Raw genomic sequence first — 17,023 nt, forward strand, 5'->3', positions numbered from 1 at the left:
GCCCCCGCTCCTCTCCGGCCGTGCCGCAGGGGAGTCCCCGCCCCGCGGCCCGCCGGGCGCGAGGGAACATCTTGGAGGTACGTACATGTCCGGGACGCCCACGGCTGCCGCCGCGCTGCGCCGTCGGACGGCCGGGGCCGGTGCCGACCGCTGGGTGGTCCTGGTCGTCCTCTGCGTGAGCCTGCTGCTCGTCGCCGTCGACGCGACCGTGCTGCACGTGGCGGTGCCCGCCGTCACCGAGGACCTCAGGCCCGGCGCCATCGAACTGCTCTGGATCGTCGACGTCTATCCGCTGGTCTGCGCCTCGCTGCTGATCCTCTTCGGCACGCTGGGCGACCGGGTGGGCCGCAGACGAATCCTGCTGCTCGGCTGCGCCCTCTTCGGCGTCGCCTCCGCGCTCGCGGCCCTCGCCGAGAGCGCCCAGGTGCTGATCGCGGCCCGCGCGCTGCTCGGGGTCGGCGGCGCCATGATCATGCCGGCGACGCTGTCGATCCTGCGGCAGGTCTTCCCCGATCGGCGGGAGCGGGCGCTGGCGATCGGCATCTGGAGCGCCGTGGCCGCGGTCGGCGCGGCGGTCGGCCCGCTGCTCGGCGGCTTCCTCCTCGAGCACTTCTGGTGGGGCTCGGTCTTCCTCGTCAACATCCCGCTGATGCTGGTCAGCCTGCCGGTGGGGCGGCTGCTGCTGCCCGAGTCGAAGGGCGACGGCCGAGGGCCCTGGGACGTGGTCGGCGCGCTGATGGCGGCGGGCGGTCTGTTCGGGGTCGTGCTGGGGGTGAAGCGGCTGGGCGGCGGAGAGCCGGTGGCGAGCCTGCTCACCCTGCTGCCGCTGGTGCTCGGCGCGGCGCTGCTGGCCGGCTTCGTACGCCGGCAGCGACGGCGCACGTACCCGCTGGTGGACCTGCGGATGTTCCGGCGGGCGGCGTTCAGCACGTCGGTCGGGTGCATCGTGCTGGCGATGCTGGCGCTGGTGGGTCTGGAGCTGATCGCGGCGCAGTATCTGCAGCTGGTGCTCGGGCTGTCGCCGCTGGAGACCGGGCTGCGGCTGCTGCCGCTGACCTTCGCGGCGATGGGCGCGGGCCTCGCGGGAGCGCGGCTGCTGCGGCGTTTCGGCCCGCGGCGGACGGTGTGTGCGGGATTCTGCCTGACCGCCTTCGCGGTGCTGCTGCTGACGGCGATGGGCCGGGCCGACAACACCGCGCTGCTGCTGAGCGGGTTCGTGCTGCTCGGCTTCGGCCTGGAGACGACGCTGTTCGGGGCGTACGAGTCGATGCTGAGCGAGGCACCGCCGGAACAGTCCGGCGGGGCGGCGGCGATCGGTGAGACCTCCTACCAGCTGGGCGCCGGGATCGGCATCGCCCTGCTGGGCAGCGTGATGAACGCGGCGTACGCGCCGGGGCTGACGGGGGGCGTGCCCGGGGTGCCGTCGGCGGCGTCGGCGGCGGCCGGCCATTCGCTGGGGGAGGCGTACGAGGTCGCCGCGCAGCTCGGGGGGCCCGCGGGGGTCGCGTTGCGACGGGCCGCGGGGGACGCGTTCGTGCACGGGCTGCACGTGACGTTGGTGGTGAGCGCGGGGTTGCTGCTGCTGGGGGCGGTGATGGCGCTGCGGTTGCCGCGAGTGATGCAGTGCGACGCGGTGTCGGTGCCGGCGCCCCGGGACTCGGTGGAGTCGCAGTCCCGCGTCTCGGTGTGAGCAGGGGCGTCGCCCGCGGCCGGCCGAGGAGGGTCGGCGGACGCGGCTCGTGGGCGGGAGGGGGCGCGTCGGCCCGGGCCGTGGTGGACGCGCGGGGCGTCGCATCGTAACGTCGGCTCCACAAGCCGTGACTAGCGGCGCTAGTTTTAACAGTCCGGAGGGTGTCCCATGGCCGCGTCCACCAAGTTGCCCGCGTTCGACCCCGCCGACCCCCTCGGCATCGACGACCTCCTCGACCCGGAGGACCTGGCGGTCCGGGACACCGTGCGGGGCTGGGCCGCGGACCGCGTGCTGCCGCACGTCGCGGACTGGTACGAGAAGGGCGAACTGCCCGGGATCAGGGAGCTGGCGCGCGAGCTGGGCTCCATCGGCGCGCTCGGGATGTCCCTCGACGGGTACGGCTGCGCCGGGGCGAGCGCCGTCCAGTACGGGCTGGCCTGTCTGGAGCTGGAGGCGGCCGACTCCGGCATCCGCTCCCTCGTCTCCGTGCAGGGCTCCCTTGCCATGTACGCCGTTCACCGCTTCGGCAGCGAGGAGCAGAAGCAGACCTGGCTGCCGCGGATGGCCGCGGGCGAGGTCATCGGGTGCTTCGGCCTCACCGAGCCCGACCACGGGTCCGACCCGGCTCACATGCGTACTCGCGCCAAGCGCGACGCCGGCGGGGACTGGGTGCTCGACGGGCGCAAGATGTGGATCACCAACGGCTCGGTGGCCGGCGTGGCCGTCGTCTGGGCGCAGACCGAGGAGGGCATCCGCGGTTTCGTCGTGCCGACCGACAGCCCCGGGTTCTCCGCGCCGGAGATCAAGCACAAGTGGTCCCTGCGGGCCAGCGTCACCAGTGAGCTGGTCATGGACGGCGTACGGCTGCCCGCCGACGCGGTGCTGCCGGAGGTGACCGGGCTGCGCGGGCCGCTGAGCTGTCTGTCGCACGCCCGGTACGGCATCGTCTGGGGTTCGATGGGCGCGGCTCGAAGCTCCTTCGAGGCGGCGGTGGAGTACGCGAAGTCGCGGGAGCAGTTCGGGCGGCCGATCGGGGGCTTCCAGCTCACCCAGGCCAAGCTCGCCGACATGGCGGTCGAACTGCACAAGGGGATCCTGCTCGCCCATCACCTCGGGCGGCGCATGGACGCCGGCCGCCTGCGTCCCGAGCAGGTCAGCTTCGGCAAGCTCAACAACGTCCGCGAGGCCATCGACATCTGCCGTACGGCCCGCACGATTCTCGGCGCCAACGGGATCTCGCTCGAATATCCCGTGATGCGGCACGCGACGAACCTGGAATCGGTGCTCACCTACGAGGGCACCGTCGAGATGCACCAGTTGGTGCTGGGCAAGGCGCTCACCGGACTCGACGCCTTCCGGTAGGAGCCCGGCGGGGGGGCGGGGGCGGGGCCGTGGTGTGCGGCCCCGCCTCAGCTCTGGTTGAAGAAACCGTCGGAACGGTGCGCGGCGGGCTCGCCGCTGATCACCTGGGTGTCGGCCGGGCTCAGCAGGAACACCCGGGTGGACACTCGCTCGATCGAACCGCGCAGGCCGAAGATGAGCCCGGCCGCGAAGTCGACCACGCGCTTGGCGTCGGTGCCCTCCATGGCCGTCAGGTTCACGATGACGGGGACCCCGTCCCGGAACAGCTCACCGATGGCCCGTGCGTCCCGGAAGCTGTCCGGGGTGACCGTCGCGATGCGGCGGCCCTTCTCCTCGGCCACGTCCGAGGCCACCTTGACCCGGGGGTCCGTGACCCAGGCGTCCCCGGACTCGGTGCCCTCGGAGTAGTCGTCGTCGTAGTAACGCTCGTCATCGTTGTCGTCGACGAGGCCGAGCCACGCACTCGCCTTGCGTACCGATCCCATGGACGCCTCCTCTCACAGCGGTCTTTCGTGCTTCCGCATCCCTATGGTCATCCATGATGCGGACGTCGCGCCAAGTGGATAGACGCCGCGCGGGGGGTTTGTGACGGTACTGGTGCACAGCGGATCCGTCGAGAGTCCTTGTGTCCCAAGGGTCGTTTCCCAAACGGATGCTGACTGTGAGTGAAATATGATTCTTCACGGCACACGGGTGAGGGCGGGTGCGTACGGGTGACGGCGGCGGTCGGTACGATGCCGCAGCTCAGCGTCGTACCAACCTCGGGGGAGCGTCGTGTTCGGAATCGTCAGGCCGTGCAGGCACCGGCTCGGAGAGAGCCTCACCAGTCAGTGGATGGCTCATTTGTGCGGGCTGTGTCTCGCACTGCGCAAGGACCACGGACAGTTCGCGCGGATCGTGACGAACTATGACGGGCTGCTCATATCGGTTTTGACGGAGGCTCAGGCGGGGCGGGGCGGTGCAGGAGCCGGGCGGCGCACCGCCGGGCCCTGCCCGCTGCGCGGGATGCGCACCGCCTCCGTGGCGCACGGCGAGGGCGCCCGGCTCGCGGCGGCCGTCTCCCTGGTGCTGGCCTCGGCCAAGGTGCGCGACCACGTGGCCGACGGCGACGGCCTGCTGGCCCGGCGGCCGGTGGCGCTCGCCGCCCGCCGGATCGCCACCGGCTGGGACGCGGCCGGGGCGCGCGGCGGCGGCGCCGTCGGCTTCGACACCGCCGTACTGGTCGACGCCGTGGACCGGCAGGGCGGTATCGAGGCCCTCGCCGGGCCCGGGACGCCCCTGCTGACCGTCACCGAGCCGACGGAGACCGCGACCGCGGCCGCCTTCGCGCACACCGCGCACCTCGCCGGGCGGCCGGAGAACGCCGCGCCGCTCGCCGAGGCCGGACGGCTCTTCGGCCGGCTCGCCCACCTCCTGGACGCCGTGGAGGACCGGGAGGCCGACGCCGCGTCCGGCGCCTGGAACCCGCTCGCCGCCACCGGGACGCCGCTAGCCGAGGCCCGGCGGCTCGCGGACGACGCCGTGCGCGGGGTCCGGCTGGCCCTGCGGGAGGCCGAGTTCACCGACGGCCGGCTGGTGCACCGGCTGCTCGTGCACGAGCTGGGCAACTCCGTGGACCGCGCGTTCGGCACCGTCTCGTGCGCCCACGGCAGCCATCCGTACGCCCCTCCCGGCAGCACCCCGGGTGCCCCCGGCGGCCCGACGCCCCCGGAGCCGCCGCGCCGCGACCGGCGCGGGCTGCTCGCGGGCTGCGCCGTGTGGCTCGGGCTGGCCTGCACGTGCCAGATGTGCTGCGGCACCTTCGAGGACCCGTGGAGCCGGCAGCGCCGGGACGGCCTCTGTTCCAACTGCGACTGCGGCGACTGCGGGGACTGCGGCAACTGCTGCGACTGCTGCAACTGCTGCGGCGACGGGTGTGACTGCGGTTGTGACGGCTGCGACTGCGGTTGCAGCTGCTGAAAAGCCGTCAGGGACCGTGGGATGTCGGCCCGTCAGGTGGGAACGGGCGGGTTCCTGCGCCGTCAGGTCTCCTGAAAACGAAAGGCGGGGGCGGGGCGAGGGGAGGGGGCGCGTGTGAAGGCGGGACGGCAGGTCGAACCCGGGAAGGCCCTGACGGGACCGGTCAAGCGGCGGACCGCTCCATCGGCGGATCCGGGGGCCGGGCGGCCGGACCAGCGGGGCGGGCAGGGAGGTCGGCTCAACAGGAACAGGACCACACTCGACCGAAGTCGATGTGGGAGCGCTTGACCAGCCACTGCTGCGGATGCATGGGCCAAGTGGAACAGGCATCCGGTTCCTCGTCAACGCAGGGAGATCCACGGCTCACAGTGTGGACAGCCTTGACAGCGCACGGAAACGCCCCCGTACTCTCGGCGGACGGCCTGCTGAGGGGCTCGGCCGTGTGAAGGCACCATCCACCGCGTCCGACTGACGCGCCGTCACGGAGCCTTCGCATGTCCTGCGACCACCTCGTCCCGTCCGCCGCCGTACCCGCGTCCCCGGACCGGGCGGTCCTCCCGCGGACCTTCCCGCGCCGCCGCCCGCCCGGTGGACGGCCGCCGTCGACGTCCTCCTCCCGCCGCGTCCCGCCGCCCGCTCCGTGCCGTGCGCCGTGCGGTGGGCGCACGTGCGCGTGTTCCGGTCGCCCCGCGCCCGCGACCCGGAGCGCCCCCGGTGATCCGCCCCGCGTCACCGGCGCCTGCGCCCGCCCCCGTGCCGGCCGGGGGGTTCCCCGGCGTAGTGGAGGAGCTGGCCCCGGCGGGCACCGGGCCGCCCGCGGCGCGTGCGTCCGCGGACGTTCCTCTCCCGGGTCCGGTGCGGACAGGGCCGCCGGCACGGACGGAAGGGGCGTCGCCGTATGAACTCCTCACCCGGCAGGCGGCGGCTGCACGTGGCCGCCGCCCTGGACCGGCGGTCGGTGTACGACGCGGACGCGTACGTGACGGCCGCCCGGCTCGCCGAACACGGCGCGCTGGACTTCGTGACCCTGGGAGACAGCCTCGCCCGCCCCGGCCCCGACGCGCTCGCCGTCCTGTCCCGGCTGGCGCCCGCCACCCGGCGCATCGGCCTGGTCCCCAGCGTCTCCACCACGCACACCGAGCCCTTCCACGTCCAGGCGGCGGTGGCGACCCTCGACTGGGTCAGCCGCGGCCGGGCGGGCTGGCGGATCGAGGTGTCCACCACCGAGGGCGAGGCCCGCCTCTTCGGCCGCCGCCACGCGGCACCAGCCGACGTGCTCTGGCGGGAGGCCGGCGAGGTCGCCGAGGTGGCGGCGCGCCTGTGGGACAGCTGGGAGGACGGCGCGGAGATCCGGGACGCGGCCACCGGTCGCTTCGTCGACCCGGACAAGCTCCACCACGTCGACTTCACCGGCTCCGCCTTCTCCGTCAAGGGGCCCTCGACCGTGCCGCGGCCCCCGCAGGGGCACCCCGTGCGCGTGGTCGACGCCACCGATCCCGCCGCACGGGCCGTCGCGGCCCGGTACGCCGACGTGGCCCTGGTGCGCACCGCGCTCCCCGTCCGGGCCGCCGCCGCGCGGGCCGAACTGCGGACGTCCGCCGGGACGCACGGCCGGGACCCGGACGACCTGCGGGTCCTCGCCGCCCTCGACGTCGACCTGGGCGACGGCGAGTGCGCGGCCGAACCAGGGCACGGCGGAGGCGGCCCCCGTGCCACGCCGCACGGCCCGCTGTACCGGGGCGGCCCCGTCGACCTGGCCGAACTGATCATCTCCTGGCACCGGGACGGCATCGTCGACGGTTTCCATTTCACGCCGGTCGACCCGCGCCGGGACCTGGAGCGCCTCGTCAACGGCACCGTGCCGCTGCTCCAGCACCGGGGCCTGTTCCGCACCTTCTACCCGGGCAGCACGCTCCGGGACCACCTGGGCCTGAACCGGCCCGCCAACCAGTACGCCGTCGCGCGGGGAGCGTCATGACCGGACCGGAACGGACGTGGACCCAGCCGGCGCCGCCGGAGCCGACGCGGCCCGGTCCGCTGCGCCCGGAGGCGGGGCAGCCGCGGCGGATGCACCTTGCCGTGCGCTTCCCGGAGGCCGACGACACCACGGTCGACGACACCACGGTCCGGGCCGATCCGCGCTCGGGCTCGGGCTCGCAGATCGACTTCGCCTCCTTCGAGCACCTCGCGCGCACCGCCGAACGCGGCCTGTTCGACTTCTTCCTCGTTTCCGGTGGGCTGCGGCTGCGCGAGCACAAGGGCCGCATCCACGACCTGGACGTGGCCGGCCGCCCCGAGTCCCTGACCATGCTGAACGCGCTCGCCGGCGTCACCGGACGCCTCGGCCTGGCCGCCACGGTCGACGCCGCCTTCAACGAGCCCTACGACGTCGCCCGCCGGCTCGCCACCCTGGACCACCTCAGCGACGGCCGGGCGGCCTGGCACGTGGTGGCCTCCTCCGACTCCTTCACCGGCGAGAACTTCCGGTGCGGCGACCGCCAGGAGCGGGCCGGCCTCCCCGGCTCCCCGCTTCGCTCCGGCGAGGGAACCCTCACGCGGGCCGCCGAGTTCGTGGCCGCCGCGCGGGAACTGTGGGACTCCTGGGCCCCGGACGGCACCCCCCGCCCCTTCGCCCATCACGGACCGCACTTCGACATCGCGGGCGAGTTCACCCTGCCCCGTCCCCCGCAGGGGCATCCGGTGGTGATCCGGGCGGGCGACCGCGAGGAGGACCGGGAGTTCGCCGCCTCGTCGGCGGACGTGATCCTCACCCGGTACGGCTCCCCGGAAGCGGGCCGCGCCTTCCGCACCGACGTGAAACGCCGCCTGGCGGCCTACGGCCGGAGCCCCGGGGACCTCAAGATCATGCCCGGGGTCGCGGTGGTCCTCGGGGACACCGACGCCGAGGCGCACGAGCGGGCCGAGGAGATCAGGCGGCAGCAGGTGTCCCCGCGGTCCGCACTGCTCACGCTGGAGCGGATCTGGGGCGTCGACCTGTCCGCGTACGACCCCGAAGGGCCGCTGCCCGACATCGACCCGGTGCCCGGTCCGCAGCCCGGCCGGGGGTGGCCCCGGGACGGTGACAACGTGGCGACCGCCGAGAAGTGGCGGGCGCTGGCGCAGGAGCGGGGGCTGTCCATCCGGCAGACCCTGATCGAGGCGGGCGCCCGGCGGTCCGTGGTCGGCACACCCGAGGGGGTCGCGGCCGAACTGACGGAGTCGGTGGCGCGGGACGCCGCGGACGGCTTCGTCCTGATACCGCATCCGGCCCCGGGCGGGCTGGACGAGTTCGTCGACCGGGTGGTCCCGTTGCTGCAGGAGCGCGGCGCGTTCCGTACCGCGTACGAGGGCGCCACCCTGCGCTCCCACCTCGGTCTGGCCGACCCGGCGGCGAAGGGCGCGTCGTGACGAAGGGCTCGCCCGGCGACGCGTCGCACCCGCCGGCCGGCGGACCATCCGGAGGGGCGACTTCCGGACACCCCCGGGCGTCCGTGACGTCGCCCCGGCCGTCCCGGCACGGCGGGGCGTTCCGTGACATCGCGGCCACCGGCGCCCTCGGCGTCCGGCCGGGCCGGATGCCGAGGGCGTACGGCGGCCGGCCTCCACCGGGCGCGGCTGCCCCCGTGCGCGGTCGCCGAACACCGTGTCCGGCCCCTCCCGCCCACCGGGAGACAGTCCGGCGGCCCGGGGTGAGGCGGGGGAGCGTCCACCGCCCGGACGGTCCACGGGAGTTGGTAAAGGCCGTTCAAAGGGCGAAGTCCGAAAGGCACTCTTGCGCCGACCGGACGTTCGGCCGAATACTCCAACTTCAGCGCTTGTCAGGGGCACGACGTAATCCGGGAACCCCGGAGGTCCGTCCCTGGCTGCGCCTCACGGGCCCCCGACCCCACAAGCGGGGCCCCCGACTTCCCCTGTGGAGGAACGAAAAGTGAGGATCAAGCGCACCACCCCCCGCAGCGGCATCACGAGACGGACTCGGCTGATCGCCGTTTCCACCGGCCTCGTGGCCGCCGCCGCCGTCGCGATCCCCAGCGCGAACGCGGCACCCGCCCCGGCCACCTTCAGCGCCGCCGAGCTGAGCAGTGCCGGCAACGCGGTGCTCCAGGCCGACGTCCCGGGCACCGCCTGGGCCGTCGACAGCGAGTCCGGCCGGGTGCTGCTCACCGTCGACAGCACCGTCTCCCAGGCGGAGCTCGCGAAGATCAAGAAGCAGGCCGGGGACAAGGCCGACGCGCTCACGATCAAGCGCACCCCCGGCACGTTCAACAAGCTCATCCAGGGCGGCGACGCCATCTACGCGAGCAGCTGGCGCTGCTCCCTCGGCTTCAACGTCCGCGCCAGCAACGGCACCGAGTACTTCCTGACCGCCGGTCACTGCACCGACGGCGCCGGCGCCTGGCGCGCCAGCTCCGGAGGCACCGTCATCGGACAGACGGCCGGCTCGAGCTTCCCGGGCAACGACTACGGCATCGTGCAGTACACCGGGTCCGTCGCCCGGCCCGGCACCGCCAACGGCGTGGACATCACCCGCGCGGCCACCCCGAGTGTGGGCACCACGGTCATCCGTGACGGGTCCACCAGCGGTACCCACAGCGGCCGGGTCACCGCCCTGAACGCCACCGTCAACTACGGCGGCGGCGACGTAGTCTCCGGCCTGATCCAGACCACGGTCTGCGCCGAGCCCGGCGACTCCGGCGGTTCGCTCTACGGCAGCAACGGCACCGCGTACGGTCTGACCTCCGGCGGCAGCGGCAACTGCTCCTCCGGCGGTACGACGTTCTTCCAGCCGGTCGTGGAGGCCCTGAACGCCTACGGCGTCAGCGTCTACTGACCGGTCCGCCCGTCCGGCCGGCGGTGCGACCAGCCCCCGTACACCCAGTGGTGTGCGGGGGCTCTCCGCTGTCCGGGCCGAGGGCCCGCGAATCCTCTGCGAAGGGATACGAATGGTGAAGGCCGTGTGACCGCCCTGGAGTTGTCGTGCGCACGTCCTGGAGTCGACCTTGTGTGCGGCCTGTGGAATCGGAAGAGTCAACGCTCGTCAACCAGCCTTCCGGTTCACGGGGTCCCCACAACCTCGCGGACCGACCCCCCACAGGAGGACGTGAGTTGAAGCACCGACGCATACCCAGGCGACGGGCCGCCGTGGTAGGTGCGGGAATCACCGCACTGGTCGCCGCGGGAGTCACCTTCCAGAGCGCGAACGCCAGCGAGGCCCCGAAGACCGCCGCACCCGAGACCCTGTCGGTCACGGCGGCCGGGAAGCTCGCCTCCACGCTGCTCGGCGACCTCGGCACCGACGCCGCGGGCACGTACTACGACGCGCAGGCCAAGAGCCTCGTCGTCAACGTGCTCGATCAGGCCGCCGCGCAGACCGTCGAGGACGCCGGCGCCGAGGCGAGAATCGTCGAGAACTCGCTCGCCGACCTGAAGAGCGCGCGCACCACCCTCACCGAGGACGCGACCATCCCGGGCACGTCCTGGGCGACCGACCCGACCACCAACAAGGTCGTCGTCACCGCCGACCGCACGGTCTCCAAGGCCGAGCTGGCCAAGCTGACCCGGGTGGTCGACGGACTGGGCGCCAAGGCCGAGCTCAAGCGGACCAAGGGCGAGTACAAGGCCTTCGTCGCGGGCGGGGACGCCATCACCGGAGGCGGCGGGCGCTGCTCGCTCGGCTTCAACGTGACCAAGGGCGGCGAGCCGTACTTCATCACCGCCGGCCACTGCACCGAGTCCATCTCCAGCTGGTCGGACTCCTCCGGGAACGTCATCGGCGAGAACGAGGCCTCCAGCTTCCCGGACAACGACTACGGGCTGGTCAAGTACACCGCCGACGTGGCCCACCCGAGCGAGGTGAACCTCTACAACGGCTCCTCGCAGGCCATCTCGGGCGCCGCCGAGGCCACCGTCGGCATGCAGGTGACCCGCAGCGGCTCCACCACCCAGGTGCACGACGGGACGGTCACCGGCCTGGACGCCACCGTGAACTACGGCAACGGCGACATCGTCAACGGCCTCATCCAGACCGACGTCTGCGCCGAGCCCGGTGACAGCGGCGGCTCGCTCTTCTCGGGCGACAAGGCCATCGGCCTCACCTCCGGCGGCAGCGGCGACTGCACCTCCGGCGGCGAGACCTTCTTCCAGCCGGTGACGGAGGCCCTGTCGGCCACCGGCACGCAGATCGGCTGAGCGGTACCCGCACTCCGGTGAAGTCCCGTCCCGCGCACGTGGGGCGGGACTTCCGCGTGGGTACGGCGGTCAGCCGGCCGGCGCGGGCGGCAGGTCCGGCTCCTGTCGCCCGCGGCGCGGCAGCGCGGCCGCCAGCATCGTGATCACCGTCCCCGCGACCGCCCACGCCCACAGCACCAGCAGGGAGGCGGTCACGTCGTTCCCCTTGAAGTAGGCGATCGAGCGGGCCGCCCAGGTGCCCGCGCCCGGCGGCAGCGCCGGGCCGATCGCCTTCCAGAACGGCGGCAGCAGCGGCAGCGGGAAGGCGCCGCCCGCGCTCGGGTTGCCCGCGATCACCACCAGCAGGATCGCCAGGCCGATGCCGACGATCCCGAAGACGCCCTGGAGGGCGAGCGTGGCGGCCCCCACCGCGAAGGTGATCAGCGCACCGAGCCCCCACAGGTCCAGCACACTGCCGGGCAGCGCGCCCAGAATCGGCCCGATGATCACCGCGCCGCCGAGCCCGCCGACGATCGAGACCAGCGCCATCACGATCAGCCGGATCGCCGCCCGGCGCGGGTTGGCCGGCCGGGCGCCGGTGCTGATCGCCAGGATCGAGGCGCACAGGTAGCCGCCGACGCACCAGCCCACGACCAGGTAGAAGGACGACAGCCCGTCGAAGTCGTGGGGCGAGGCCGGGGCCACGTCGACGACCCGTACGGTGCGCCCCTCGGCCTTCTCCACCCGGCCGGTGACGCCCTCCAGGGTGGTGGCGAGGACGGTGCCGCCGCCGGAGGCGACCAGCAGGGTGTCGGTGCGGCCGGAGGGGTCGAGGACCAGGGCGCCGTCGATCTCCCGGTCCATGATCTGCCGCCGGGCGCTCGCCTCGTCGGTCACCGCGCGCGGGTCCAGCGGGGAGCCGGGCAGCCGCTCCAGCCGGTCCACCGTCCGCCCGGCCGCCGCCCCGGGCGCGACCACCCCGAAGGGCACGTCCTTCGGCCTGGGGTCGTGCAGTGCTCCTACGTAGGAGGCGATGAACAGCAGCTGGAGCGCGATCACGCCGAGTACGAGCAGGGTGGCCCGCGGGGTGACGGCGTCCTTCACCTCACCGAGGAAGGAGCCGCTTCGCGTGCGGGGGCCCGGTGTGTGTGACATGTCCCCACAGTCCGGGTCGGGGAGCGTTTGCGCAGGTGGGGCGGGGCCGAACGGATGTCGTACATACATTCGAGGATGGGGGTATGGTGGGTGAGGTAGCTGGGAACAGACGTTCGATAATGGCGTTCGGGCCGACGTGGTCAGGCGTCGGTTCATGAGTCGGGAGGTGCGTGATGCCGGGTTTCACGCACCTGCACACCGTCTCCGGGTTCTCCGCCCGCTACGGCGCCTCCCACCCGGAGCGGCTGGCCGAGCGCGCCGTCGAGCGGGGCATGGACGCCCTCGCCCTCACCGACCGCGACACCCTCGCGGGCACGGTCCGCTTCGCCAAGGCCTGCGCGAAGGCGGGCGTCCGTCCGCTGTTCGGAACGGAGCTCGCGGTCGCCGCCCCCGAGCCCGAGGCGGAACGCACGGACACCTCCGTACGCCGGGACCGGCTCCGTACTCCCGTGCGCGGCGGCGCCTTCGTCGACGAGTCGGCCCCGCGGGTGACCTTCCTCGCCCGGGACGGCGCCCGCGGCTGGGCCGACCTGTGCCGCCTCGTCTCCGCCGCCCACACGGCCGAGGGCACCCCGCTGCTGTCCTGGCCCGACAACCACGCCGAAGGGCTGACCGTCCTGCTCGGCCCCGACTCCGACGTCGGCCGCGCCCTCGCCGCCGGCCGCCCCGACCGCGCGGCGAAGCTCCTCGCCCCCTGGCGGGAGGTCTACGGCGACGCCCTGCGCCTGGAGGCCGTCTGGCACGGCCGCAAGGGCACCGGTCACGGCTCCCTGCGCCTGGCCTCCCGCACCGTCGGCTTCGCCGCCGAGCAGGGCGTCCGGCCGGTGCTCACCAACGCCGTCCGCTACGCCGACCCCGGCCAGGGCCCCGTCGCCGACGTCCTGGACGCCGCCCGCCGCCTCGTCCCGATCGACGCCACCAAGGAGCTGGACTCCGGCGAGGCCTGGCTCAAGGACGCCGGTGCCATGGGGCAGGCCGCCGAGCGGATCGTCGAGTCCGCGGGCTTCCGGCGCGAGGCCGCCCACCGCCTGCTGGAGCAGACCCGGGCCACGGCAGCCGAGTGCCTGGTGGACCCCGAGGACGACCTCGGCATGGGCGCCGTCCACTTCCCCGAGCCGCACCTCGTGGGCGCCGGGCGCCGCACCGCCCAGCGGACGCTCGCGTCCCGGGCGGCGGCGGGCATGGTGCGCCGCGGCTACGACCGGCGGCCGGGCCACCGCGAGTACTGGGAGCGGATGCACCACGAGCTGGACATCATCGCCCACCACGGCTTCGCCTCGTACTTCCTCACCGTCGCCCAGGTCGTGGACGACGTACGGCACATGGGCATCCGGGTCGCCGCGCGCGGATCCGGCGCGGGCTCGCTCGTCAACCACCTCCTCGGCATCGCCCACGCCGACCCGGTCGAGCACGGGCTGCTGATGGAGCGGTTCCTGTCCAAGGAGCGGGTCGTGCTGCCCGACATCGACATCGACGTGGAGTCCGCCCGCCGCCTGGAGGTCTACCGCGCGATCATCGGCCGGTTCGGCACCGAGCGGGTCGCCACGGTCGCCATGCCGGAGACGTACCGGGTGCGCCACGCCATCCGCGACGTCGGCGCCGCCCTGTCCATGGACCCGGCCGAGATCGACCGGGTCGCCAAGTCCTTCCCGCACATCCGCGCCCGCGACGCCCGCGCGGCGCTGGAGGAGCTGCCCGAGCTGCGGGAACTGGCGGGGGAGTCCCGGCGGGACGGAGGAGGGCGGTACGGCAGGCTCTGGGAACTGGTCGAGGGCCTCGACGCCCTCCCGCGCGGCATCGCCATGCACCCCTGCGGCGTCCTCCTGTCCGACGCCTCCCTGCTCTCCCGCACGCCGGTCGTGCCGACCAGCGGCGAGGGCTTCCCGATGGCCCAGTTCGACAAGGACGACGTGGAGGACCTCGGGCTGCTCAAGCTGGACGTGCTCGGCGTACGGATGCAGTCGGCGATGGCGCACGCGGTCGCCGAGGTGGAGCGGGCGACGGGGGAGCGGGTCGACCTGGACGCCGTGCCCGAGGGCGACCCCGCGACGTACCGGATGATCCGGTCCGCCGAGACGCTGGGCTGCTTCCAGATCGAGTCACCGGGTCAGCGGGACCTGGTGGGCAGGCTCCAGCCGTCGACCTTCCACGACCTCGTGGTCGACATCTCGCTCTTCCGGCCCGGCCCGGTCGCCGCCGACATGGTGCGGCCGTTCATCGAGGCCCGGCACGGACGGGCGCCGGTGCGCTACCCGCACGAGGACCTGACGGAGCCGCTGGAGGGCACCTACGGGGTCGTCGTCTTCCACGAGCAGGTCATCGACATCGTGGCGATCATGACCGGCTGCGGACGCGGCGAGGCCGACCGGGTGCGGCGCGGTCTCTCCGACCCGGAGTCGCAGGGGCGGATCAAGGTGTGGTTCGCCCAGCACGCGGCGGCGAACGGCTACGACGCGGAAACGATCCGGCGCACCTGGGAGATCGTCGAGGCCTTCGGCAGCTACGGCTTCTGCAAGGCGCACGCCGTCGCCTTCGCGGTGCCGACGTACCAGTCGGCATGGCTGAAGGCCCATCACCCGGCAGCCTTCTACGCGGGACTGCTCACCCACGACCCCGGCATGTACCCCAAGCGGCTGCTGCTGGCGGATGCGCGACGGCGCGGGGTGCCGATCCTGCCGCTGGACGTGAACAGGTCCGGGGTCGCACACAGGATCGAACTGGTGTCTGAATCAAGGGGTCCGGGCACGTGGGGCCTGCGCCTCGCCCTGTCCGACGTGCACGGCATCAGCGAGGCCGAGGCGGAACGGATCGCCGAGGGGCAGCCCTACGCCTCCCTGCTCGACTTCTGGGAACGAGCCCGCCCCAGCAAGCCGCTGGCCGGACGGCTCGCCCAGGTCGGCGCGCTGGACGCGTTCGGTGCCAACCGCCGCGACCTGCAACTGCACCTGACCGAACTGCACCGCGGCGCCCGGGGCGGACGCGGCGACCAGCTCCCCCTCGCCGGCGGCCGCAGGACCGCCTCCGCCGGACTGCCCGACCTCACCTCGGCGGAGAGGCTCAGCGCCGAACTCGGCGTGCTCTCCATGGACGCCTCGCGCAACCTGATGGACGACCACGGCGGCTTCCTGCGCGAGCTGGGCGTGGTGTCGGCCAAGCGGCTGCGCGAGACGCGGCACGGGGAGACGGTGCTGGTGGCGGGCGCCAAGGCGGCCACCCAGACCCCGCCGATCCGCTCCGGCCGCCGGGTCATCTTCTCCACCCTCGACGACGGCTCGGGACTGGTCGACCTCGCCTTCTTCGACGACTCCCACGACGCCTGCGCGCACACCGTCTTCCACTCCTGGCTGCTGCTGGTGCGCGGGGTGGTGCAGCGGCGCGGCCCGCGCAGCTTCAGCGTCGTCGGCTCCGCCGCCTGGAACCTCGCCGACCTGCTGGAGGTGCGCCGGGAGGAGGGCCTGGAGGGCGTCGCCGCCCGGCTGGCCGCGGCGGGCGGAGGCCCGGAGGGCGACGATCCCGGGGGTGGTCCGGCGCGCCGCCGCCTCGCCGGTTCGGACGGACGGCCCGCGCCGGCCGGTTCCGCGGCCCAGGACCCGATGGAGCAGCGGAGGATCCGCATGTCCACCGGGTACGAGATGCACCCCTGGGCCGATCTGCGCCCCGCGGGCGAAGGGCCCGCGGTCGGAAGGAAGTTGTGGCACCAGAGCCCGGGGAGTGCGGGATGACGATTCTCTGCGTACGTTTCCAGCCGCCGCCGACGCGTGAGGCGGCCCTGCCCGAACTGCTCGGTCTCCTAGAGGAGTTCACGCCGGTCGTCGAGGCGCTGCCGCCCGACGGCGCGCTGGCCGACCTGCGCGGCGCCGAACGGTACTTCGGGCGCGACGCCGTGGAGCTGGCCTCGGTGATCCGGGTGCGCGCCCTCGCGCTGTACGGCGTGGACTGCGTGATCGGCGCCGGCCCCGGCCCGATGCTGGCCCGCATGGCGCTGCGCGACGCCCGGCCGGGGCTGACCCGCGCGGTCCCCGGCGGCGGCGAGCGGGACTTCCTCGCCGGCCGGCCCGTCGCCGCGCTGCCCGGCGTCGGCACCGCGACCGCGCGCACACTGTGCGAGTACGGCCTCGACACCCTCGGCCGGGTCGCCGCCGCGCCGCTGTCCACGCTCCAGCGGCTGGTGGGCGCGAGGACCGGCCGCGAGCTGCACGAGAAGGCCCAGGGCGTCGACCGCGGCCGGGTCGTCCCCAACGGCGTCTCCCGGTCCCTGGCCGCCGACCGCCCCTTCGACCGCGACGAACTCGATCCCGGCCGCCACCGCCGCGCCCTGCTCTCGGCCGCCGAGGAACTGGGCGCCCGGCTGCGCGCCGTGGACAAGGTGTGCCGCACCCTCACCCTGACCGTCCGCTACGCCGACCGGTCGGCCACCACTCGCAGCCGCACCCTGAAGGAGCCGACCGCGCACTCGGCGGCCCTGACCCGGGTCGCGTACGACCTGTACGGGGCGCTCGGCCTCCAGCGCGCCCGGGTCCGCTCGGTCGCCCTGCGGGCCGAGGGGCTCACGCCCGCCGAACAGGCCTCCCACCAGCTCACCTTCGACCCCGTGGACGAGAAGGTCCGCCGGATCGAGGAGGTCGCGGACCGCGCGCGGGCGAAGTTCGGACCGCGGGCGGTGATGCCGGGGTCGCTGGCGGCGTGAGA

The 17,023-nt window shown here is 73.9% G+C and carries 11 protein-coding genes; 9 read left to right on the top strand and 2 right to left on the bottom strand.

The features are described from left to right. Positions 1-85 precede the first annotated feature (85 nt). Together EV562_RS18475 and EV562_RS18480 are read left to right on the top strand one after the other, a co-directional pair. On the top strand, positions 86-1,690 hold the full coding sequence (locus EV562_RS18475) for an MFS transporter (RefSeq protein ID WP_133887911.1): 1,605 nt from the start codon (positions 86-88) through the stop codon (positions 1,688-1,690). Positions 1,691-1,858: 168 nt separating this feature from the next. After that, complete coding sequence (locus EV562_RS18480) at positions 1,859-3,052, top strand: acyl-CoA dehydrogenase family protein (protein ID WP_133887912.1); 1,194 nt, start codon at positions 1,859-1,861, stop codon at positions 3,050-3,052. A 47-nt stretch (positions 3,053-3,099) separates the two neighbouring features. On the opposite strand, the gene EV562_RS18485 is transcribed toward EV562_RS18480, so the two are convergent. Continuing rightward, the gene (locus tag EV562_RS18485) at positions 3,100-3,537 is read right to left on the bottom strand and encodes a cell division protein SepF (protein WP_133887913.1); all 438 of its coding nucleotides are present in this window, start codon (positions 3,535-3,537) and stop codon (positions 3,100-3,102) included. 289 nt (positions 3,538-3,826) lie between these two features. Between EV562_RS18485 and EV562_RS18490 the strand changes: the two genes are divergently transcribed. The 5 genes from EV562_RS18490 (at position 3,827) to EV562_RS18510 (ending at position 11,200) form a co-directional block, all read left to right on the top strand. Beyond that, complete coding sequence (locus EV562_RS18490) at positions 3,827-5,011, top strand: DUF5685 family protein (RefSeq protein ID WP_166661867.1); 1,185 nt, start codon at positions 3,827-3,829, stop codon at positions 5,009-5,011. A gap of 898 nt (positions 5,012-5,909) precedes the next feature. After that, positions 5,910-6,989, top strand: coding sequence for an LLM class flavin-dependent oxidoreductase (locus EV562_RS18495; protein ID WP_133887915.1), 1,080 nt, complete (start codon positions 5,910-5,912; stop codon positions 6,987-6,989). Positions 6,990-7,078: 89 nt separating this feature from the next. Then, positions 7,079-8,419 (top strand): NtaA/DmoA family FMN-dependent monooxygenase, encoded by a 1,341-nt coding sequence (locus EV562_RS18500; protein ID WP_133888215.1) that lies wholly within the window; start codon positions 7,079-7,081, stop codon positions 8,417-8,419. Positions 8,420-8,939: 520 nt separating this feature from the next. After that, positions 8,940-9,842: a S1 family peptidase gene (locus EV562_RS18505; protein ID WP_133887916.1), complete on the top strand. Its 903-nt coding sequence runs from the start codon at positions 8,940-8,942 to the stop codon at positions 9,840-9,842. A gap of 275 nt (positions 9,843-10,117) precedes the next feature. Beyond that, positions 10,118-11,200: a S1 family peptidase gene (locus EV562_RS18510; protein WP_133887917.1), complete on the top strand. Its 1,083-nt coding sequence runs from the start codon at positions 10,118-10,120 to the stop codon at positions 11,198-11,200. Positions 11,201-11,269: 69 nt separating this feature from the next. On the opposite strand, the gene EV562_RS18515 is transcribed toward EV562_RS18510, so the two are convergent. Then, a complete protein-coding gene (locus tag EV562_RS18515) occupies positions 11,270-12,334 on the bottom strand; it encodes a DUF3533 domain-containing protein (protein WP_133887918.1) in 1,065 nt (354 codons plus the stop codon). Between the two features lie 173 nt (positions 12,335-12,507). Between EV562_RS18515 and dnaE the strand changes: the two genes are divergently transcribed. Beyond that, positions 12,508-16,056: a DNA polymerase III subunit alpha gene (gene dnaE / locus EV562_RS18520; protein ID WP_133887919.1), complete on the top strand. Its 3,549-nt coding sequence runs from the start codon at positions 12,508-12,510 to the stop codon at positions 16,054-16,056. After that, positions 16,053-17,021, top strand: coding sequence for a hypothetical protein (locus tag EV562_RS18525; RefSeq protein WP_133887920.1), 969 nt, complete (start codon positions 16,053-16,055; stop codon positions 17,019-17,021). The genes dnaE and EV562_RS18525 overlap by 4 nt, the downstream gene beginning before the upstream one ends. Positions 17,022-17,023: the final 2 nt, after the last annotated feature.

The sequence above is a fragment of the Streptomyces sp. BK208 genome (assembly GCF_004364245.1).
In the GTDB taxonomy this organism is placed as follows: Bacteria; Actinomycetota; Actinomycetes; order Streptomycetales; family Streptomycetaceae; genus Streptomyces.